Genomic DNA, 20,569 nt, shown 5'->3' on the forward strand with positions numbered 1-20,569 from the left:
GATTCCCTGGTGTCTATCGAATCAGGTAGGGCATGTTGACGGTGACCGCATCGGTCGGGCAGCGGGCCGCACACGGGCCGCAGTACCAACACTCGTCAACGTGCATGAAAGCTTTGCCGGTCTCAGGGTTGATCGCCAGTGAGTCCAGCGGGCAGATGTCGACACAGAGCGTGCAGCCGTCGATACACAGGGATTCGTCGATCGTCACAGGGACATCGACACGGTGGGTGACCAGCGTCATTGTTTGCTCCTAATCAGGTTGCCGCGCATTGTGATTCGATCACCGCGCATCCTGATGTATTCCAGATCAACAGGCTGGCCGTCGTCGAGGCGGGTGAGGCGCTCCAGCATCAGCAGCGGAGCGCCGTCGGGAATCTGCAACGTGGCCGCCGAATGGGCATCGGCGGGAATGGCCTCCAATGCCAGGGTTGCTGCGCCCAGCCGCTGTCCGCTGACTTGTTCGATCAGCGCGAAGATGTCATGGGTTTCCAGCTGATGGGCGGCGACTAAATCGCCGATGTGGGGAGTGAGGTAGGTCAGATCCAGGCTGAGCGGCAGCTCGTCGAGGTAGCGCAGACGTTCAATGAACATCACCGGCTGGCCGGGCTGTACTCGCAACCGGTGGGCGACCGCCGGTGGAGCGGTCACCTGCGTCGCGGCCCGTACCTCGTTGCGGACCTCGCCGTGCCCGGTCAGCGTCTCCTTTAAACCGAGCAGCCTATCGAGGCCGTGGGCGTACTTGCGCTGCGCGATTTGTGTGCCGACCTTGGGGCCCCGATCGATCAGCCCCTCGCTTTTCAGGACGGCCAGCGCCGCACGAATGGTATTGCGAGACACGAAGAATTCCGCAGCCAACTGCTGTTCGGCGGGTAGCCCCTCGTCGTAGGCGCCGGCGTGGATCGCCTGCCGCAGCACGTCGGCGACCTGGCGGGCACGATCGGCCCGGGGGCGATGGATCGGCAACGGCACGGTCACGCCGACACGCTAATGCGATTCGCCGGTCGGCCCGACCGGCGTGGACGGCGACCGCGGCGCCGGTCCGCACATTGCGCCGCCCGCGTTTCCGCGGTCATCAGGCGAAAGCACTGCGTCAGCCGGCGATTACGCCACCTGCGAGGCAAACCGTGCGATTTGCATCCGGCTGAGCAGAACCCCGCGGGTCAGGTGAGGTAGCTCGCCAGGTAGGCCGGCGTCGGGATGGCGGGGTCGAGATCGCCGGCCGGTATCGGCGCGCCGGCGGCCAGCCTCAGCGGCACGGTACCCGCCCAATGGGGCAGCGCGGTGTCCGCCGGCCCATCGACCGGGCCGCCGGCCCGCACTTTGGCCGAGACCTCGACCAGGTCGAGCCCCAGCACGCCGGTGGCGGCGAGTTCGCGAGTGTCGGGGAGCCGGCTATCGGCGGCTCGGCCGGGCACGACGTGATCGACAAGTGCTTGCAGCACAGCCATTTTCAGCTGTGGATCCTCGACGAGATGTGCGGTGCCGACGATGACGACCGAGCGGTAATTCACCGAGTGGTGCACCGCCGCGCGGGCCAGCACCAGGCCGTCGACGACGGTGACCGTGACGCACACGGGCAAACCCGTCGACGCCTTCGCGGCCAACATCGGACCGCTACCGGTGGAGCCGTGTATATACAGCGTCTCGCCCACGCGGGCATGCACCATCGGCAGCACGACCGGGCGGCCCGCGTTGAGGTAACCCAGGTGGCACATCAACGCCTCATCGAGAACTTCGTGGACGGTCTCACGATCGTAGCGGGCGCGCTCTCGATAGCGGGTCGGCGTGGTGCGCGGTGTTGGCGGGTAGGCCGGCTGTGCTGGTCGCAACGGGATTGACTTCCCATCTTTGTACTAGTACATAATTGTTTTTGTGCCAGTACAGTACACCATCCGCGGTGCGGGTGCGCAGGGCATTGCGACGGACGTCGAGGAGGCAATTTCGCGCGGCGCGCTCGCCCCGGGCGCCGCCCTGCCGCCGATCCGGGAGCTGGCCACACAGCTCGGTGTGAATCCCAACACCGTTGCGGCCGCATACCGTCTGCTGCGCGATCGCGGGGCCGTCGAAACCGCCGGGCGGCGCGGAACCCGGGTACGCGAACGACCGGCGACCACACCGAGATCCTTGCGGGGGCCGGTGATCCCGCCAGGGGTGCGCGACCTGTCGACGGGCAACCCGGACCCGGGTCTGCTCCCGATCGCTGACGCTGTTCTGCCACCGCGCGGTCAACCGGTGCTGTATGGCGAGGCTCCGATATCGCCGGAGCTCGCCGAGCACGCTCGTGCGGACCTGAGCAGCGACGGCATCCCCGGCGAACACCTGGCAGTCACCAGCGGGGCGCTCGACGCGATCGAGCGGGTGCTCACCGCACACCTGCGGGCCGGCGCCCGGGTTGCCGTCGAGGATCCGGGGTGGGCGAACCTTCTGGATCTGCTGGCGGCTCTCGGGCTGGCCGTGGAGCCGCTGCGGCTCGACGACGACGGGCCGCTACCCGACGACCTCCGTCGGGTGCTGGATCGCGGCGTGCAGGCGTTGATCGTGACCAGCCGCGCCCAAAATCCAACGGGCGCAGCTGTTTCCGCGCCTCGCGCCGCCACGCTGCGGCGCCTGCTGGCGGACCGGGCACGCGACCTGCTGGTGATCGAAGACGACCACTGCGCCGGCATCGCGGGCGCACCGCTGCACTCGGTGGCCGGCTGCACGCAGCGTTGGGCCTTCGTCCGGTCGCTCGCCAAGGCGTACGGGCCGGACCTGCGCCTGGCGGTGCTCGCCGGGGACCGTCGCACCGTCGAGCGGGTCCAGGGCCGGCTGCGGCTTGGCCCGGGCTGGGTCAGCCACCTGCTGCAAGACCTCGCGGTCAGTGTGTGGCGCAACGACGCAGCGACCCGGCTGGTGCATGCGGCCCAAATTGCCTATGCCGACAAGCGCTCGGGCTTGCTGACGGCACTGGCCGAACGCGGTGTCGTCGCGCACGGCCGTTCCGGCCTTAACGTGTGGGTGCCGGTTCCCGACGAGCCGACCGCCATCGCCGGGCTGCTGGCCGCGGGGTGGGCGGTGGCTCCGGGCAACCGGTACCGGTTGGTCACCGCGCCCGGTATCCGGATCAGCATCGCCGGCCTCGACGCCGCCGAGATCGATCCGCTGGCCGACGCCGTCGCCGCGGCGGTCCACGGTGCCGGACCCCGCAGCGTCTGACAGCGAGCACGCATACGTCAAGGTGGTGTGGTGACACGCGAAGCTTTTGGCGCCGAGTTTGACGGTGCGGACGGATTCCTGGACACCGCGACCTATGGTGTGCCGCCCCGGTTCGTCGCCGAGGCATTGCGCGACTGTGTGCGCTCGTGGCAGCACGGCAGCCTCGAGGTCAGCACCTTCGTCGAGCTGATGACTACGAGCCGGGCCGCGTACGCCTCGCTGACCGGGACGGACCCGCACCGGGTAGCCATCGGCAGCAGCACGTCGTCGCTGATCGGTCTGGTCGCCGCCGCCATCCCGGACGGCAGCCGGGTGGCGACCCTGCCCGGCGAATAAACCAGCGTCACTTTTCCGTTCGCGGCCCAAGCAGCCCGCGGCGTCACGCTCACCGAACTGCCGCACGGCCAGCTCGAGGGCAGCGCCGGGGACTTCGACGTGGTCGCCGCCAGCCTCGTGCAGTCGGCCGACGGCGCCGTGCTTGATGTCGAATCGCTGCGCCGCAGCGTCGCCGGGTCCGCGACCGTCACGGTGATCGATGTGGTGCAGGCGCTGGGATGGAAGGACGTCGAGCTGTCCTGGGCCGACGTCGCGGTCGGCGCCAGCTACAAGTGGTTGCTGGGGCCGCGGGGCGTGGCCTGGATGTCGTTGAGCGACCGGATGTTCGAGAAACTGGTTCCGCATATGGCGAATCCGTTTGCAGCAGAAGACATGTGGTCCTCGCTGTATGGGTTGCCGATGCGGCTCGCCGGTGACGCCCGGCGGTTCGACTCGTGGCCGGCGTGGTTCAGCTTGTTCGGCGCGGGACTGTCGCTGGCGTGGCTGGCGACGCTGGATCGAGACGCTGTGCAGGCGCACACAGTGGGGCTTGCGAATCAGCTGCGGACCGAATTAGAGCTCGCACCAACGGATTCCGCAATCGTCTCAATCCCCATTGCCAAGTCGGCTGATGCGTTGCACAACGCCGGGATCCGCGCAGCCGTGCGCGCGGGAGCGGTGCGTGTCGGGTTTCACCTCTACAACACCGAGGACGACCTGGAGCGGCTCTTGGATGCGCTCTAGGGCGGTGCTGTTTTAGTCGCTGACTTTCGGCGTGCCTGAGCGGATTTCGCGTAGGTGGTCGACGAGGATCTGATGTGTGGCTTTGGGACGGGAGAATCGGCAGGGCCGGTTCGATGACGTGATGCTGCTGGTGGGTGATCAGCTGCCGGCGGGCAGTATTTACCGGCTGTTGGCCGAGCACGGCGGTGCACTGTTTGACGATGACTATTTCGCTGATCTGTTCAAGCGCTCGGCGCTGGGTCGACCGACGGTGCCGGCGCGGGTGATGGCCACAGTGATGCTGCTGCAGGCCTATGAGGGATTGTCGGATCGGGAGGCGTGTGACCGGTTGGCCTTTGATCTGCGCTGGAAAGCGGCCGCCGGGTTGACGGTGGACGCCGAGGCTTTTCATCCCACGGTGCTGGTCGGCATGCGCAACCGGCTACGCGCATCGGATCGGCCACGGCGGTTGTTCGAAAACGTGAACACCACCGCGCGAGCGGCGGGGTTGTTGCGGGGACGACGCCGGGTGCTGGATTCGACGCCGCTGTTGGATGCGGTGGCCACCCAGGACACGGTGATCCAGCTGCGGGCCGCGATCCGCAAACTGCTGACCGTGGCTGATCGGGCCGATCCGGAAGTGGCCGGTGCGGTGCGCACCGTGCTGACCCGCGACGATGACTACGCCAGCCTGGGCAAACCACCGTGTGACTGGGATGACCCCAAAGCGCGTGAAGCCTTGGTCGATGCGCTGGTGCGCGACGCCAACGCCGCACTGGAGGCCCTCGACGGCCGCAAGCTCGATGGGGCACTGGGTGAGGCGGTCGAGTTGTTGGCGCTGGTGGCCGGCCAAGACGTCGAAGCCGGCGACGACGGAATCTTCCGCATTGCCCGGCGAGTGGCCAAAGACCGGATGATCTCCACCGTCGATACCGAAGCCCGCCATGGGCATAAGTCGCGGGCGCGGACCTTCGATGGCTACAAGTCCCATCTGGGTATCGACCCCGACGACGAGCTGATCACCGGGGTGGCCATCACCGCGGCCAACGCCGCCGACCGTGAGGTCATCGATGAGCTGTTGGGCAACCCCGCCACCGACATCAGAAGTGCTGCACCCGCCACCGCCCCCGACACCGACACCAGCACCGATGCCGCCACCGATGCCGATGCCGATGCCGATGAAACGATCACCGATCACGGCGAGCATGTGCACAACGAGTCGGAGCCGAACGTCTTTGAGGTGTATGGCGATTCGGCTTACGCCGATGGGGCCACCCTGGATGAGCAGACCGGGCGGGGTCATGACATGCGCGCCAAGGTGCCCCCGGTGCGCAACGCCAACGGCTATTCCAAAGACCGGTTCGGTATCGACCTGGCCGCCGGCACCGTGACCTGCCCGGCCGAGCACACCGTGGCGATCAGCACCGGCCGACGTCAGCAGGTCGCTCGCTTCGGTTCGTTCTGTGGGTCCTGCCCACTGCAGGCGGAGTGCACCAAAGCCCGTCGCGGGCGGGTGATCACCATCCATGCCCATGAAGCCGCCCTGCAGCACGCCAAGGCCCGCCAACGCGATCCGGCCTGGCAGGCCGATTACCGAACGTATCGGCCGGTCGTGGAACGCAAGATCAGTCACTTCACCCGCCGCCCCTGGGGTGGTCGCAAGGCGCGGTGCCGCGGCCAAAAACGCATCCTGACCGACATCCTGGCCCGAGCAGGAGCGATCAACCTCGCCCGGTTGGCCACCTTGGGCTTGCACCCACACGCCGGGGGTTGGGCCATCGCCTGATCCGGGACCACCGGGCCACCCGGCCGCACGGCTACCCCGATGAGATCAGCCAGCGAAAGCCATCACAGCCGTCGAAATCTCGATACCGCCAAATCCCCGCCCCACGGGGTCACTACATCAGCGTCGTCCTAGGGCTATCCCCCGAGGTCGTCGTTGCCGTCGTCGCCGCGCCCCGACCTGCCGCGGGTGATCTCCATCCACCGTCGCACCGGCGAGTCCCAGCGCCGCGGCGGCAGGTCGGTGACGTCGCCGAGCGAGCGCACCACGGCCTGAGTCAGGCCCATGATCGCGGCCATCACCGGAAGCAGCGGCTGGAACGGTTTGGCCGCCGAGCGCACCGTGCTGATGCGGTGGGCAACGAGGTAGCGCTCGATGCAGTGATACAGCCAGGCGCCGACACCCAGCGCGTAGATCGCCAACGCCGCAGCGACGAGGGCCAGGCCGTAGGCGGCGCACGCGACGGCGCCCAGCACCACCGTGGCCGCCAGGACGGCGGCAATCGCGACACGCAGTTCCAGCCGGGTCATGGCTCGCGCGGTCCCCGGACCGCCTGGGCGGCCGCGCGGATTTGCGGTGTCACCAACATGATCTGACCCAGCACCCCGTTGACGAAGCCGGGCGACTCGTCGGTGGACAGCTCCTTGGCCAGCTGAACCGCCTCGTCGACGGCGACCGGCCCCGGCACGTCGTCGGCGTGCAGCAGTTCCCACACCGCCACCCGCAGAATGGCCCGGTCCACCGCGGGCAGCCGCTCCAGCGTCCAGCCCTGCAGATGCGAAGCGATCAGCTCGTCGATGTGTGCGGCGTGCTCACTGACGCCGCGGGCCACCGCCGCCGTATAGGGGTGCAAGGGTGCCACCTCGGGGTTGGTTTCGGCCAGCGCTGCGCGGGCGTCGGCCATCTCGGCGGAGCTGCACCCGCGGGCTTCGGCTTCGAACAGCAAGTCGACCGCCCGCTTGCGGGCCTGGTGGCGGCCCTTGACCGGCTTACCGCCAGGCATGGTCAGGCGCGGCCCAGGTAGCTGCCGTCGCGGGAGTCCACCTTCAGCTTGTCGCCGGTGTTGATGAACAACGGCACCTGGATCTGTGCGCCGGTCTCCAACGTCGCGGGCTTGGTGCCGGCGCTGGAGCGATCACCCTGCAGACCCGGCTCGGTGTGGGTGACCTCCAGCTCGACGGTCACCGGCAGCTCGATGTACAGCGGCGTCCCGTTGTGGAAGGCCACCTGCACGGGCATCCCGTCCAGCAGGAACTTGGCGGCGTCGCCGACCAGCGACTCCGGCAGGTGGTGCTGCTCGTAGTCCTCGCTGTCCATGAACACAAAGTCGGAGCCGTCGCGATACAGATAGGTGGTGTCGCGGCGGTCCACGGTGGCGGTTTCCACTTTCACGCCGGCGTTGTAGGTCTTGTCGATGATCTTGCCGGACACCACGTTCTTGAGCTTGGTGCGCACAAACGCCGGGCCCTTACCGGGTTTGACGTGCTGGAACTCGACGATCTGCCACAGCTGGCCGTCGATCACCAGCACCAGTCCGTTTTTGAAGTCGGCAGTCGTTGCCACGGTCGGTGACTCTCCTACAGGATCGCCAGTTCCTTGGGGAACCGGGTGAGCAATTCCGGTGCGTGTCCGGACGTTTCGTCGGCCACAACCAGGGTGTCCTCGATGCGGACACCGCCGCGGTCGGGCAGATAGACACCGGGCTCCACGGTTACCACGGAACCCGCCAGTAGTGTACCGGCGGCTGTGGCGTTGATCCCTGGCGCTTCGTGGATCTGCAGGCCCACCCCGTGCCCCAGGCCGTGGCCGAAGCGCTCGCCGTGGCCGGCGTCGGTAATGACTTGGCGGGCCGCGGCATCCACGTCATGCAGGTTCGCGCCCGCCCGCAGCGCCTCTCGCCCGGCCCGTTGTGCGGCGGCGACCAGTTGATAGATCTCGCGCTGCCAGTCTGCGGCCCGGCCTAGCACAAACGTGCGGGTCATGTCCGAGTGGTAGCCGGCGACCAGCGCGCCGAAGTCGATCTTGACGAAGTCACCGGTGCCCAGCACCGCGTCGGTGGGCCGGTGGTGCGGGATCGCCGAATTCGCCCCGGTGGCCACGATCGTGTCGAACGACACGCCGTCGGCGCCGTGGTCGAGCATCAACGCCTCGAGCTCGCGGCTCACCTCGCGCTCGGTACGGCCCGGCCGTAAACCGCCGCGCTCGATCAGGTCGGTCAGCGCGGTGTCGGCCGCCTCGCAGGCCAGTCGCAGCAGCGCCACCTCGCCGGCGTCCTTGACCTCGCGCAGCGCCTCCACCATGCCCGAGGCACGCGCCAGCTCGGTCGTTCCCGCTTCGGCGGCCAGCGCGTCGAACCCGTCGACGGTGACCACATGGCTTTCGAAACCCAGCCGCCGGACACCGCCGGCCGCGGCCCGCCCGACCAGATGCCGTCCACATGCCCGCTCGACGGCGATCTCGAGATCGGGCGCCTGCTGCGCGGCCTGAGTGCGGTAGCGCCCGTCGGTGGCCAGCACCGGGGTCCGCTCGTCGGCGAACACCAGCAGCGCGGCGTTGGAGCCGGTGAAACCGGAGAGGTAGCGCACGTTGACCAGGTCGCTGACCAGCAGCGCGTCCAACCCGGCGGCACGAATCCGCGCGCTGAGATTTTCTCTACGCTGGGAATGTGTCACAACCGTTGACGCTACTCGCTACGCTGTGGCCCCATGACTAACTGGAGGCTGCGCGGACTGGTGTTCGCGGCTGCGATGGTCGTCGTCCGCTTGTTCCAAGGGGCGCTGATCAACGCGTTTCCCACCCACGCGGCGTTGATCAGCACCGTGTTGGTACTCCTTTTCGCCATCGCGGTCGTCGCCTGGGGGCTGATCGACGGTCGCGCCGACGCCGCAGCGCAACCCGACCCGGACCGCCGCCAGGATCTGGCGATGACGTGGCTGCTGGCCGGCTTGGTGGCCGGGATTCTCGGTGGCGCGGTGGCGTGGCTGATTTCCCTGGTCTACACCGGTCTTTACACCGGCGGGCTGATCAACGAGGTCTCGACGTTCGCCGCGTTCACCGCGCTGCTGGTGTTTCTGCCCGGCATGGGCGGAGTGACCTTGGGCCGCTGGCTCATCGACCGCCACGCTCCCCCGGTACCCAAGCACGGGCACCGCGAGGAGGACACCGACGTGTTCGCCGCCGTCCACCAGGACGAGGCACCAACCGAGGGGATGGCCGCGGTCAAGGGCCACGACCAGGAGCAAACCGCCGCCAGGGCAGGGGAACGGCCCACCGCGGTGGCCACGGCCGAAGGTGAAAAACCCACTCAGGCGACGCCGACGACGCCCGACGCGGAGCAGACCAAGCGCGCCCCCCGGGCCGGCGACGATCAGCGGTAAACGCCGGCCAGGTAGCGCAGGGCAAGCAGATAGCCCTGCACACCGAGCCCGACGATCACCCCGGTGGCAACCGGGCTCAGGTAGGAGTGGCGCCGAAAGTCCTCGCGGGCATACACGTTGGAGATGTGCACCTCGATCAGCGGTGCGGTCAGTTCGGCGCAGGCGTCGCGCAACGCCACCGATGTGTGGGTCAGCCCGCCGGCGTTGAGGATGACCGGCTCCTGTGTGTCCGCGGCCCGATGTATCCACTCCAGCAATTGGGCTTCGCTATCACTCTGCCGCACAACCACTTTCAGGCCGAGCTCAGCGGCCTCCCGCTCGATGAGCGCACTCAGCTCGTCATGGGTGGTGGCGCCGTACACCTCGGGCTCACGCTGCCCGAGCCGGCCCAGGTTGGGGCCGTTGATCACGTTGACATTCATCGGGTACTGATCTCCGCGTAGGCCGCTGCCAGCAGCGACGGGTCGGGACCCTCGAGCCGGCCCGGTTTGGCCAGCCCGTCGAGCACCACGAAGCGCAACACACCCGCCCGGGTCTTCTTGTCGGCGGCCATAATTCGCATCAGCTCCGGCAATGCGTCGGCGTCGTAGCTGACCGGCAAACCCAGCGACGTCAAGATTCTGCGATGCCGGTCGGCGGTGGCGTCGTCGAGCCGCCCCGCCAGCCGGGCCAGTTCGGCGGCGAACACCAAACCCACCGACACCGCGGCGCCGTGGCGCCACCGGTAGTTCTCGCGGCGCTCGATCGCATGCCCCAGCGTGTGGCCGTAGTTGAGGATCTCGCGCAGCTGTGACTCCTTCTCGTCGGCGGCAACGACCTCCGCCTTGACAGTGACCGCACGCCGGATCAGCTCCGCCAGCACCTCACCGGACGGGTCGGTGGCGGCCCGCGGATCTGCTTCGATGAGATCCAGGATCACCGGGTCGGCGATGAACCCGGCCTTCACCACCTCGGCCATGCCGGCGACAAGTTCGTTGCGCGGCAACGTTTCCAGTGTTGCCAAGTCGGCCAGCACGGCGATCGGCTGGTGGAACGCGCCGACCAGGTTCTTGCCCGCGTCGGTGTTGATGCCGGTCTTGCCGCCGATGGCGGCGTCGACCATGCCCAGCAGCGTGGTGGGCACGTGCACAATCGACACACCGCGCAGCCAGGTCGCCGCGGCGAAGCCGGCGACATCGGTGGCGGCCCCGCCGCCCAGGCTGACCAGCGCATCCTTACGGCCGATCCCGATGCGGCCCAACACTTCCCAGATGAATCCGACGACAGGCAAATCTTTCCCGGCTTCTGCGTCCGGGATTTCGATGCGGTGAGCGTCGACGCCGTTGTCCGCCAAGCTTTTCCGGATTGATTCGGCGACTTGAGCGAGCACCGGCTGATGCAGAATCGCGACCCGGTGCCGCTCTGCCAGCAGTGTGATGAGCTCACCGGACAGGCCGGTCCCGATCACCACCGGGTAGGGCGGGTCGACGGCCACCCACACCGTGACCGGAGCGGTGTCGTCCGGCGACGATGCAGAGCGCGCAGCGCGATGAGGAGGAGCCGGACGGTCAAACCCAGTCATTTGCCGGCCTCGGCGCGGCGCGCGGCGGCCAGCGCCACCGTGGCGGGGCTGGGTCGCTGCGTCTTCGGCGGGTTCGGCCGGTTTTCCAGCCGCGACATGATGTGACGCACCACCGCACCGGGATTGCGGCGGTTGGTGTTGACCCGCATCGTCGCGACCCGCCGGTACAGCGGGACCCGCTGCGCCATCAGGGAGCGGAACTTCTCGGCGCGGTCGGGCCCGGCCAGCAACGGGCGCACGGTGTTTCCACCGGTGCGGCGGATGCCTTCGGCGGCGCTGATTTCCAAGAAGATCACGGTGTGTCCGGCCAGCGCCGCGCGCACCCCGGGACTGGTCACGGCGCCGCCGCCCAGCGCGACGATGCCGTCGTGTTCGGCCAGCGCCGCGCGCACCACCTGCTCTTCGATGCGGCGGAACTCCTTTTCCCCGTCGGCGGCGAAGATGTCGGCAATCTTGCGCCCGGTGCGCCGTTCGATCGCGGCGTCGGTGTCGAGCATCTCGACCCCGAGGGCCTTGGCCAGCCGGCGCCCGATCGTGGACTTGCCCGACCCGGGCAGCCCCACCAGTACCGCCTTGGGGGCCATTATCCGGACGCCCCGGCGCGGTCGGTGACCGCCTCACGCTCGGCGACCGAACGAAGGTATGCGTCGACGTTGCGGCGGGTCTCGGTCAGCGAGTCGCCGCCGAACTTCTCCAGCACCGCGCGGGCCAGCACCAGCGCCACCATGGTTTCGACCACCACTGCCGCGGCCGGTACCGCGCACACGTCGGAACGCTGGTTGATGGCGACAGCTTCCTCGCCGGTGGCCATGTCGACCGTGGCCAGTGCCCGCGGCACGGTCGAGATCGGCTTCATCGCGGCGCGGACCCGTAACGGCTGGCCATTGGTCATGCCCCCCTCCAGCCCTCCGGCCCGGTTGGTCGATCGCGCAACGCCGTCGGGGCCGGGATACATCTCATCGTGTGCTTGGCTGCCGCGGCGGCGCGCGGTGGCGAACCCGTCGCCGATCTCGACGCCCTTGATCGCCTGAATGCCCATCACCGCGCCGGCCAGCTGGCTGTCGAGCCGGTTCTCGCCGCTGGTGAACGACCCGACACCGACCGGCAGGCCCAGCGCGACGGCCTCCACCACGCCGCCGAGGGTGTCGCCGTCCTTCTTGGCGGCTTCGATCTCGGCGATCATCGCCTGCTCGGCGGCTTTGTCGTAGGCGCGCACCGGGCTGGCGTCGATCGCAGCCAGATCCTCGGGCTGCGGGGGCGGACCGTCGTAAGGCGTCGACGCGCCGATCGAGACGACATGCGAGAGCACCTCAACCCCGAGCGCCTGACGCAGAAACAACCGGGCGACCGTGCCGGCCGCGACGCGGGCGGCGGTCTCGCGGGCGCTGGCCCGCTCCAGCACCGGTCGGGCGTCGTCGAACCCGTACTTGAGCATGCCGGCGTAGTCGGCGTGGCCGGGTCGCGGCCGGGTCAGCGGCGCGTTGCGGGCCAGGTCGGCAAGTTGCGCGGGGTCGACCGGGTCGGCGGCCATCACGGTCTGCCACTTCGGCCATTCGGTGTTGGCGATCTCGATCGCGATCGGCCCGCCCAGGGTGTAGCCGTGCCGCACCCCGGCCAGCATGGTGACCTGGTCGCGTTCGAATTTCATCCGGGCGCCGCGGCCATAGCCCAGCCGACGGCGGGCCAGCTGGGTTGCGATGTCATGCGACGTCACCGCCACCCCGGCGACCATGCCCTCCAGCACGGCCACCAGCGCGCGGCCGTGGGATTCACCGGCGGTGGTCCATCGCAACACGTGTCCCATCTTCCCATGCGGGGCGGTGAACGTGAGCAATGCGTGGAGCGATCCAATAGCCGACCACCAGGGCGAGTCGGAGTGCTCCACGCCGCGGCTGGGGGTACGCGAACCCGGAGAACGCATGGGTTACTGGCCACAGCGTCGGTTCACATCGGATGACGCACTGCGGTAAACACGACCATGGGAAGGCTGACAATCGACGCGGTGAGCGACGTCGCGAGGTAGCCGATGAGGACTCCCCGACGGCTTGCACGGCCTTCCCCCAATTAGCATCAATAACGCCGCGACAGGCAACACAATCGCCAACGCAACCGCGAAGGAGTACAGCGAAAAAACACGTACGGCGCCCACATTCATGTCGCGGTCCCGACGACGGCGACGGTTACCAGCGCTGCGACGAAGCCGGTCGGACCGTAGCGCCGCGCCGCGGGGGCGATTGTGCGTCCGCCATCAGTCAGCGGGCTCCAACCACGGCAGCAGCCAGAGCGCGTACGCGGTTGCGCCGGCCAACAACGCCACGCCCGATCTCGCGACGCTCAGCCCAACGGCACGGCGGCGGGTGATTCCCTTGAACGCGTCCACAACCGCCGACCAGCGATGACAACGCTGTCGCGATGATCGCCCCAGTCAGCCCCAGAGCCCCGAACGGGTCGTGCCCGCGAAACGGACCTCGGGACAGCAGCTACATCACACCTGCACCGAACGCCATCACGGCCTGGACGGCAACCGGTACGAGCCAGGTGGCTATTCGCCAGACATCTGTATCCCGCGCTCGCGTTCGGGCATCCTCCACAATCGGCGCGGACGCTCCGTCGACTTCCGTCATGCCCAGACTCCTCCGCCGCTCGCTGGCCCGGGAACCGATGGCGGCGTGGTGACCGGACCGAACGGCGTGGGCGGCAGCGGCGCGGGCACATCATAGCGGGGGTTCCATCCGCCCCGGTCGAACGGCTCGAACGCGCGTCCTCCGATTCCGATGTCGTGGTGGCGGTGCAGATTTAACGCCGACCCCTCGCCACTACCTGAGCGCGCCGGGTCGATCAACACTGTGCGCGTAGTCCCGTTCGGCATGTCCTGATAAACCTCCATTGAGGGGTAGTTGGTCCGCGTGCCGTCAACGTGGACACCGCCAGTCCCAGGGTGAAAACCAGACCACCATTGACTGAGACCTAATGGTCACCGAGCGGCCCGGAGGTATTTGTTGTGGGACCCGGTGCGTATGGGTTCCCCGCGTCGTATTTGATCCGCACCGCCCCGTCCAGGGATCTGTGTGACACTGTCCTGCGGGACGCCGACTTTCACGTGTCCGGGCGTAGTCACGTCGCGTTGTGGAATCCACTGTGACGCCCGCACCACCCCTTGCCCCGGCACAGGGTTGATCCTGACCACTCGGACCTCCGCCTGCGTCCCCTTGAAGTCAGGGGTGTAGGTGTGCGGGTCCAGCGCTGTCGCCATCTCCCAGTCACTCGGGCTGGTTGGAGCGCGTCCGTACACCTGCTTGAAGGCTTCTTTCTGGTTTTTCTTGCGATCGTCGTCCGTGTCAGATCCACCGCCGGTCTTCCAGCGATGGTCGACTGGGCGCACCTCTCCGTTCTCGCCGCCCAAGCCGTCCTCGGGAAACGTCAGGTTGCCCCACCCGGCAGTCATCGCCTTCAGCTCGCTGTCCATGGCCGACTGGTGGTCGACGGCGTGGCGACCCGGTGCCAGACGAACCCGGCGTGCCTGTCGCCGGCAGCCTGGCGCGCATCGCGTTCGGCTGGCGACGCGCAGGAGGTACGGCTGTCGGTGACCGTGTAGTCGTCGCCGACCTCAAAGCCGTCGCCCTCGGCCTCGTCGATCGCGTCGAAGAAGAGCCGCTGCCCGGCCTCCAGGGTGTCCTGCCACGGCGGAAGCCGTGCCCGCACATCGTCCCACGACCACGCTGCCGACCGCACCCGCGCCACGTCGAGCCCGGCCTGCTCGATCGCCGCCTGGCCGGCCGCGCCCTGCCACTCCGCGCCGCCGGGCTTTTTCACATCCTGAGATAGCTGCTCCAACGCACCCAGCACTTTCGACGAAATTGCCTTCAGGTCGTCAGCCGCCTGCCTGAAGTACGAGAAGGAAGTACGAGAAGTCAGTGTCAGCGAGCTCAGACTTCGTGGGCCAGCCCTTGTTGACCGTCTCTTTGGATGGCGACCACGGGGTGGCCATTCTTCATTGAGTCTGCCGATGTGACGGTCGGTGTGGCGGCGGGGTTGATCTTGTTCGTGTGCACCGTCAGTGTGACGAGGAACTGATGGGTGCGCGGCACCCCGCTGAAGTCTTGGTCGGCTTGCGGGGTGCCGCGCTGTAGTGCTCGGAGGCACCGATGGTGACGGTAGAGGCTGATGTTGTCCGCGTCGAGTCCCGGTTGGCGGCTGGGGAGATCGCGTGTCCGGCATGCGGGGACGGGGTGCTGGGTGGCTGGGGGTATGCCCGGGCCCGTCAGATCGAGGGACTGCGTGATGTGGTGCGGCCGCGGCGGGCGAGATGCCGAGTGTGCATGGTGACCCACGTGTTGTTGCCGGTGACTGTGTTGTTGCGTAGAGCGTATGCAGCGGAACGGATTTGGGCCGCGTTGATAGCTCGTGCTCAGGGGTTGGGGCATCGCCGGATCGCCGCGGATGTGGGGGTGCCGGCGGCGACGGTGGGGTTGGCTGCGCCGGGCGGCGCAGCGGCTGGAGGTGATCCGGTCGTGGTTTATCGGTGTCGCGGTGGCCGCCGGGGTGGACGTGGTGATCCCGGATGGGACGGGTTGTGCGTGGCGGGATGCGTTGGCCGCGGTGGCGACCGCGACCGTGGCGATCCGGTTCCGCTTCGGTGCGGGTGGGTTGCTGGGCGCGGTGACGCCAGATCGGGTAGCGGTCGCGGCCAGTGGTGGTCGGCTGCTGGCACCGCGCTGGTCGCCACCGCGGCGCTGAGGCTGCGCAACACGAATCGCCCCTGACGCGTAAGCGGCGTGATCGGTGATCCTCACCAAGGCACCTGCGCGGCAACGGTTTCGGGCAGGGCCTTCGATTGGAGAGGAAAACCGAGAAGATGTCGTTGGAGGAGCACAAGCGCCGCGAGCGAGCCCAAGCAATCGGGTTGTTCCGCTATCAGCTGATCTGTCCGGCCCTAGGGGGGTGCTGTTTTAGTCGCTGACTTTCGGCGTGCCTGAGCGGATTTCGCGTAGGTGGTCGACGAGGATCTGATGTGTGGCTTTGGGACGGGAGGATCGGCAGGGCCGGTTCGATGACGTGATGCTGCTGGTGGGTGATCAGCTGCCGGCGGGCAGTATTTACCGGCTGTTGGCCGAGCACGGCGGTGCACTGTTTGACGATGACTATTTCGCTGATCTGTTCAAGCGCTCGGCGCTGGGTCGACCGACGGTGCCGGCGCGGGTGATGGCCACAGTGATGCTGCTGCAGGCCTATGAGGGATTGTCGGATCGGGAGGCGTGTGACCGGTTGGCCTTTGATCTGCGCTGGAAAGCGGCCGCCGGGTTGACGGTGGACGCCGAGGCTTTTCATCCCACGGTGCTGGTCGGCATGCGCAACCGGCTACGCGCATCGGATCGGCCACGGCGGTTGTTCGAGGACGTGAACACCACCGCGCGAGCGGCGGGGTTGTTGCGGGGACGACGCCGGGTGCTGGATTCGACGCCGCTGTTGGATGCGGTGGCCACCCAGGACACGGTGATCCAGCTGCGGGCCGCGATCCGCAAACTGCTGACCGTGGCTGATCGGGCCGATCCGGAAGTGGCCGGTGCGGTGCGCACCGTGCTGACCCGCGACGATGACTACGCCAGCCTGGGCAAACCACCGTGTGACTGGGATGACCCCAAAGCGCGTGAAGCCTTGGTCGATGCGCTGGTGCGCGACGCCAACGCCGCACTGGAGGCCCTCGATGGCCGCAAGCTCGATGGGGCACTCAGTGAGGCGGTCGAGTTGTTGGCGCTGGTGGCCGGCCAAGACGTCGAAGCCGGCGACGACGGAATCTTCCGCATTGCCCGGCGAGTGGCCAAAGACCGGATGATCTCCACCGTCGATACCGAAGCCCGCCATGGGCATAAGTCGCGGGCGCGGACCTTCGATGGCTACAAGTCCCATCTGGGTATCGACCCCGACGACGAGCTGATCACCGGGGTGGCCATCACCGCGGCCAACGCCGCCGACCGTGAGGTCATCGATGAGCTGTTGGGCAACCCCGCCACCGACATCAGAAGTGCTGCACCCGCCACCGCCCCCGACACCGACAGCAGCACCGATGCCGCCACCGATGCCGATGCCGATGCCGATGCCGATGAAACGATCACCGATCACGGCGAGCATGTGCACAACGAGTCGGAGCCGAACGTCTTTGAGGTGTATGGCGATTCGGCTTACGCCGATGGGGCCACCCTGGATGAGCAGACCGGGCGGGGTCATGACATGCGCGCCAAGGTGCCCCCGGTGCGCAACGCCAACGGCTATTCCAAAGACCGGTTCGGTATCGACCTGGCCGCCGGCACCGTGACCTGCCCGGCCGAGCACACCGTGGCGATCAGCACCGGCCGGCGTCAGCAGGTCGCTCGCTTCGGTGCGTTCTGTGGGTCCTGCCCACTGCAGGCGGAGTGCACCAAAGCCCGTCGCGGGCGGGTGATCACCATCCATGCCCATGAAGCCGCCCTGCAGCACGCCAAGGCCCGCCAACGCGATCCGGCCTGGCAGGCCGATTACCGAACGTATCGGCCGGTCGTGGAACGCAAGATCAGTCACTTCACCCGCCGCCCCTGGGGTGGTCGCAAGGCGCGGTGCCGCGGCCAAAAACGCATCCTGACCGACATCCTGGCCCGAGCAGGAGCGATCAACCTCGCCCGGTTGGCCACCTTGGGCTTGCACCCACACGCCGGGGGTTGGGCCATCGCCTGATCCGGGACCACCGGGCCACCCGGCCGCACGGCTACCCCGATCAGATCAGCCAGCGAAAGCCATCACAGCCGTCGAAATCTCGATACCGCCAAATCCCCGCCCCACGGGGGTCACTACATCAGCGCCGTCCTAGATGCGGGGTTATCGACCAAGCAGCGCGGCAAGCTGGTGCGCCAGATCGCCGCCGGTACCCATAGCGACCCATTCGGCAATCAGGTGCGGATCTCGCGGGAGACGCTGGACCGTTGGATCCGCCGCTACCGGTCCGGCGGGTTCGAGGCGCTGGTGCCCGCGCCGCGCCGGCTGGCCGCGCGTACCGACGCGCAGGTGCTGGAGCTGGCCGCGTCGCTCAAGCGGGAGAATCCGACCCGCACCGCCACACAGGTGGCTCGGATCCTGCGCACCGCGACCGGGTGGGCGCCCTCGGAGTCCACCTTGCTACGCCATTTTCACCGGCTGGAATTGATGGGCCCGGCCACCGGCGAGCTACCCGGGGTGTTCGGCCGGTTCGAGGCCGCCGACCCCAATGAGCTGTGGTGCGGCGATGCTCTGCACGGCCCGCGGGTTGGCGACCGCAAGACCTACCTTTTCGCCTTCATCGACGATCACTCTCGGTTGTTGGCCGGCTACCGGTTTGGCTTCGCCGAAGACACCGTGCGCTTGGCCGCAGCGTTGCGCCCCGCACTGGCTGCCCACGGGGTGCCTGGCTCGGTCTATGTCGATAACGGCTCGGCGTTTTGTGACGCCTGGTTGTTGCGGGCATGTGCGAAACTCGGGGTGCGCCTTGTTCATTCCCAACCAGGTCGGCCTCAAGGTCGGGGCAAGATCGAACGATTCTTTCGCACCGTACGCGAACAATTCCTGGTGGAGGTGACTGACACCAGCACCGAAGACCTCGCTGCCGCCGGGGTCGATCACGCCACCGCGTTGTTGGAGCTTAACCGGCTGTTCGTCGCCTGGGTGGAAACCGAATATCACCGCCGCACCCATACCGAGACCGGGCAAAGCCCGCTGGATCGGTGGGAGGCCGGCTGGGACCGGCTCGGGCGGACCCCGGCCATGCCGACCGCCGATGATTTGACCGAGGCGTTTTTGTGGTCCGAATACCGCGTGGTGACCAAGACCGCCACCGTGTCGCTGCACGCTAACACCTACCAGGTCGACGCGGCCCTGGTTGGGCGCAAGGTGGAGCTGGTGTTCTCCCCATTCGACCTGGAAACCGTCGAAGTCCGCTACCGCGACAAGAGTTTCGGCAAAGCCCTGCCGCACAGCATCTCTCGCCACACCCACCCCAAGGCCAAACCGGAAACACCCGAGCTCGAGCCGCCGGCAGCGACGGGGATCGACTATTTGGCGCTGACCGCCGCCGCTCACCACGAGCAGCTACGCCGCGACGAACGCATCGGCTATCACGCCCTCTACGGCCAGGACAGCGAGATTGCCGGCCAGCTATCCCTCGACGACCTTGCACCCAGCGGCGACGCCGATCACGATGGTGAGGTGTCGGCGTGAGTATCCAACGGCTGCAATCACATTGGGGATTCACCCGGATGCCGTTCGGACGTGACCTGGCGCCAGCCATGCTGCACCGCCATAGCGGCCACGGTGAGGCGGTCGCCCGCATCACCTGGTGTGTGGACCAGCGTGCGATCGGAGTGATCACCGGCGAGGTCGGCGCGGGCAAGACCGTGGCCGTGCGGGCGGCCACCGCCAACCTGGATCCGTCTCGGCACGTGTTCATCTACCTGGCCAACCCCACCATCGGGGTGCGCGGCATGCTCACCCACATCGTGGCCGCGCTCGGGCACACCCCCGCCTATCACAAATCAGCCCTGGCCCCCCAAGCCGCCGAGGCGCTGGCCACCGAACACGCCGAACGGGGCCGCAATCCCGTGCTGGTCGTCGATGAGGCCCACCTACTCGATAACCACCAGCTCGAAGCGATCCGGCTCTTGACCAACCACGAGATGGACAGTGGATCCCCGTTCGCCGTCGTGCTCATCGGCCAACCCAGCCTGCGCCACCGGCTCCGGCTCGGGGTGCTCGCCGCGTTAGATCAGCGCATCGCAGTCCGCTACACCATCGCCGGGATGAACGGCGCCGACACCGCCGACTACATCCGCCATCACTGCAAAATCGCCGGACGCTCCGACACCCTCTTCTCCGAGGACGCCATCGGGCTGATCCACAACGCCTCCCGCGGTCACCCCCGCGCGGTCAACAACCTGGCCCTGCACGCGCTGACCGCCGCGTTCGCCGCCGATCACGCCATCGTCGACGAAAAGGCCGCTCGCATCGCGATCAGCGAAACCGCCGCGGACTGAACCTGATTCACGTCAACACGACCAGCACCGCATCAACCCGACCAGCACTCCGTCACCACGCCCACCACGGCCCCGCTCACCACACCGAGCGGGGCCGTTCTCATCATCGGATCGTCGTCAACATCGATGACGCCCTCATCGTCATCTTCAGCGACGCGCAACAGCCCTCCAGCCCGAATGGCGCGGCATCCATCAGCGCTCCAGGTGCCGGAAACCGCTCGGCGTTGCCCTTGTCATTATCGGTAAACATCGCGGTGACCCGGCTATATGCGGCGCCCCGCGCCGCGACACGCTTGCCCGCGGAGCCCGTGTCCTTGCCCGGATCCGACCGCGGTTGCCAGGGTCGACAGCGTCGATGCCCACCCGAAGGTCTTGCGGGAAGCGGCGACGCGACCTCAACGGCCAGCTCCGGGCCCGTCTTGTCGCAGCCGACGGCGAGCTGCTGGGGCCAGAGGCGAGCAGCCGCAACCGCGTGCCGAAACCAGGGAATTCGGCTGGCACACCGGGAGAGTAACAGTGATGCCGAACATGGCGGGAGCATGTTGAGGGAGCACGGAACCCGCCGAAGCTTGTAAGTCACCAC

20 protein-coding genes and 2 pseudogenes are annotated in these 20,569 nt (G+C 67.8%); 8 read left to right on the top strand and 14 right to left on the bottom strand.

Features of this window, described 5'->3' with window-relative positions; translation table 11 throughout:
* Positions 1-13: 13 nt before the first annotated feature.
* From MHEC_RS14675 to MHEC_RS14685, 3 genes are all read right to left on the bottom strand, one after another.
* Positions 14-241 carry a 4Fe-4S dicluster domain-containing protein gene (locus tag MHEC_RS14675; RefSeq protein ID WP_048891738.1) on the bottom strand — a complete coding sequence of 76 codons (228 nt, stop codon included), beginning with the start codon at positions 239-241 and terminating at the stop codon, positions 14-16.
* Positions 238-975, bottom strand: coding sequence for a GntR family transcriptional regulator (locus tag MHEC_RS14680; RefSeq protein WP_048891737.1), 738 nt, complete (start codon positions 973-975; stop codon positions 238-240). The genes MHEC_RS14675 and MHEC_RS14680 overlap by 4 nt, the downstream gene beginning before the upstream one ends.
* A 185-nt stretch (positions 976-1,160) precedes the next feature.
* A complete protein-coding gene (locus tag MHEC_RS14685) occupies positions 1,161-1,829 on the bottom strand; it encodes a pyridoxamine 5'-phosphate oxidase family protein (RefSeq protein ID WP_048891736.1) in 669 nt (222 codons plus the stop codon).
* 43 nt (positions 1,830-1,872) lie between these two features.
* Between MHEC_RS14685 and MHEC_RS14690 the strand changes: the two genes are divergently transcribed.
* The 3 genes and pseudogenes from MHEC_RS14690 to MHEC_RS14700 all read left to right on the top strand — a co-directional run bounded on the left by MHEC_RS14690 (position 1,873) and on the right by MHEC_RS14700 (position 6,019).
* On the top strand, positions 1,873-3,195 hold the full coding sequence (locus MHEC_RS14690) for an aminotransferase class I/II-fold pyridoxal phosphate-dependent enzyme (RefSeq protein ID WP_048891735.1): 1,323 nt from the start codon (positions 1,873-1,875) through the stop codon (positions 3,193-3,195).
* A 30-nt stretch (positions 3,196-3,225) separates the two neighbouring features.
* A pseudogene (locus tag MHEC_RS14695) lies at positions 3,226-4,254 on the top strand (aminotransferase class V-fold PLP-dependent enzyme).
* A 76-nt stretch (positions 4,255-4,330) separates the two neighbouring features.
* Entirely contained in the window at positions 4,331-6,019 is a 1,689-nt protein-coding gene (locus MHEC_RS14700; RefSeq protein WP_201399591.1) for a transposase, read from the top strand.
* A 134-nt stretch (positions 6,020-6,153) separates the two neighbouring features.
* Here the strand turns inward: MHEC_RS14700 and MHEC_RS14705 are convergent, their stop codons facing one another.
* Genes MHEC_RS14705 through MHEC_RS14720 form a run of 4 tightly spaced genes read right to left on the bottom strand, consistent with a single transcriptional unit; the run spans position 6,154 to position 8,688 of the window.
* Entirely contained in the window at positions 6,154-6,546 is a 393-nt protein-coding gene (locus MHEC_RS14705; RefSeq protein ID WP_048893678.1) for a hypothetical protein, read from the bottom strand.
* Positions 6,543-7,019 carry a transcription antitermination factor NusB gene (gene nusB / locus MHEC_RS14710; RefSeq protein WP_048893677.1) on the bottom strand — a complete coding sequence of 159 codons (477 nt, stop codon included), beginning with the start codon at positions 7,017-7,019 and terminating at the stop codon, positions 6,543-6,545. The genes MHEC_RS14705 and nusB overlap by 4 nt, the downstream gene beginning before the upstream one ends.
* Positions 7,020-7,021: 2 nt before the next feature.
* A complete protein-coding gene (efp, locus tag MHEC_RS14715; RefSeq protein WP_048893676.1) occupies positions 7,022-7,579 on the bottom strand; it encodes an elongation factor P in 558 nt (185 codons plus the stop codon).
* Positions 7,580-7,593: 14 nt separating this feature from the next.
* The gene (locus MHEC_RS14720) at positions 7,594-8,688 is read right to left on the bottom strand and encodes a M24 family metallopeptidase (protein WP_048893675.1); all 1,095 of its coding nucleotides are present in this window, start codon (positions 8,686-8,688) and stop codon (positions 7,594-7,596) included.
* Between the two features lie 33 nt (positions 8,689-8,721).
* On the opposite strand from MHEC_RS14720, the gene MHEC_RS14725 reads away from it, so the two are divergent.
* Positions 8,722-9,393: a B-4DMT family transporter gene (locus MHEC_RS14725; RefSeq protein WP_071700595.1), complete on the top strand. Its 672-nt coding sequence runs from the start codon at positions 8,722-8,724 to the stop codon at positions 9,391-9,393.
* On the opposite strand, the gene aroQ is transcribed toward MHEC_RS14725, so the two are convergent.
* From aroQ to MHEC_RS14755, 6 genes are all read right to left on the bottom strand, one after another.
* A complete protein-coding gene (gene aroQ, locus MHEC_RS14730) occupies positions 9,384-9,815 on the bottom strand; it encodes a type II 3-dehydroquinate dehydratase (protein WP_071700594.1) in 432 nt (143 codons plus the stop codon). The two genes, MHEC_RS14725 and aroQ, sit on opposite strands and share 10 nt — an antisense overlap.
* Positions 9,812-10,954 carry a 3-dehydroquinate synthase gene (gene aroB / locus MHEC_RS14735; protein WP_235435000.1) on the bottom strand — a complete coding sequence of 381 codons (1,143 nt, stop codon included), beginning with the start codon at positions 10,952-10,954 and terminating at the stop codon, positions 9,812-9,814. Before aroB ends, aroQ begins: the two co-directional genes overlap by 4 nt.
* The gene (locus tag MHEC_RS14740; RefSeq protein WP_048893673.1) at positions 10,951-11,538 is read right to left on the bottom strand and encodes a shikimate kinase; all 588 of its coding nucleotides are present in this window, start codon (positions 11,536-11,538) and stop codon (positions 10,951-10,953) included. The genes aroB and MHEC_RS14740 overlap by 4 nt, the downstream gene beginning before the upstream one ends.
* Positions 11,538-12,749, bottom strand: coding sequence for a chorismate synthase (gene aroC / locus MHEC_RS14745; protein ID WP_048893679.1), 1,212 nt, complete (start codon positions 12,747-12,749; stop codon positions 11,538-11,540). Before aroC ends, MHEC_RS14740 begins: the two co-directional genes overlap by 1 nt.
* Positions 12,750-13,928: 1,179 nt before the next feature.
* Positions 13,929-14,420, bottom strand: coding sequence for a hypothetical protein (locus MHEC_RS14750; protein ID WP_053094065.1), 492 nt, complete (start codon positions 14,418-14,420; stop codon positions 13,929-13,931).
* On the bottom strand, positions 14,405-14,800 hold the full coding sequence (locus tag MHEC_RS14755) for a hypothetical protein (RefSeq protein ID WP_048893672.1): 396 nt from the start codon (positions 14,798-14,800) through the stop codon (positions 14,405-14,407). Before MHEC_RS14755 ends, MHEC_RS14750 begins: the two co-directional genes overlap by 16 nt.
* Before the next feature lie 299 nt (positions 14,801-15,099).
* Between MHEC_RS14755 and MHEC_RS14760 the strand changes: the two are divergent.
* The 4 genes and pseudogenes from MHEC_RS14760 (at position 15,100) to MHEC_RS14775 (ending at position 19,986) form a co-directional block, all read left to right on the top strand.
* Positions 15,100-15,691, top strand: a pseudogene (locus tag MHEC_RS14760) (helix-turn-helix domain-containing protein).
* Positions 15,692-15,967: 276 nt separating this feature from the next.
* The gene (locus MHEC_RS14765) at positions 15,968-17,662 is read left to right on the top strand and encodes a transposase (protein WP_201399509.1); all 1,695 of its coding nucleotides are present in this window, start codon (positions 15,968-15,970) and stop codon (positions 17,660-17,662) included.
* Positions 17,663-17,779: 117 nt separating this feature from the next.
* Positions 17,780-19,174 (top strand): DDE-type integrase/transposase/recombinase, encoded by a 1,395-nt coding sequence (locus MHEC_RS14770; protein ID WP_236591532.1) that lies wholly within the window; start codon positions 17,780-17,782, stop codon positions 19,172-19,174.
* Between the two features lie 38 nt (positions 19,175-19,212).
* Positions 19,213-19,986 (top strand): ExeA family protein, encoded by a 774-nt coding sequence (locus MHEC_RS14775; protein WP_235434982.1) that lies wholly within the window; start codon positions 19,213-19,215, stop codon positions 19,984-19,986.
* A gap of 32 nt (positions 19,987-20,018) precedes the next feature.
* On the opposite strand, the gene MHEC_RS24725 is transcribed toward MHEC_RS14775, so the two are convergent.
* Positions 20,019-20,147 carry a hypothetical protein gene (locus MHEC_RS24725; RefSeq protein WP_269097370.1) on the bottom strand — a complete coding sequence of 43 codons (129 nt, stop codon included), beginning with the start codon at positions 20,145-20,147 and terminating at the stop codon, positions 20,019-20,021.
* Positions 20,148-20,569: the final 422 nt, after the last annotated feature.

Origin of the sequence: Mycobacterium heckeshornense (assembly GCF_016592155.1) — a bacterium.
In the GTDB taxonomy this organism is placed as follows: domain Bacteria; phylum Actinomycetota; class Actinomycetes; order Mycobacteriales; family Mycobacteriaceae; genus Mycobacterium; species Mycobacterium heckeshornense.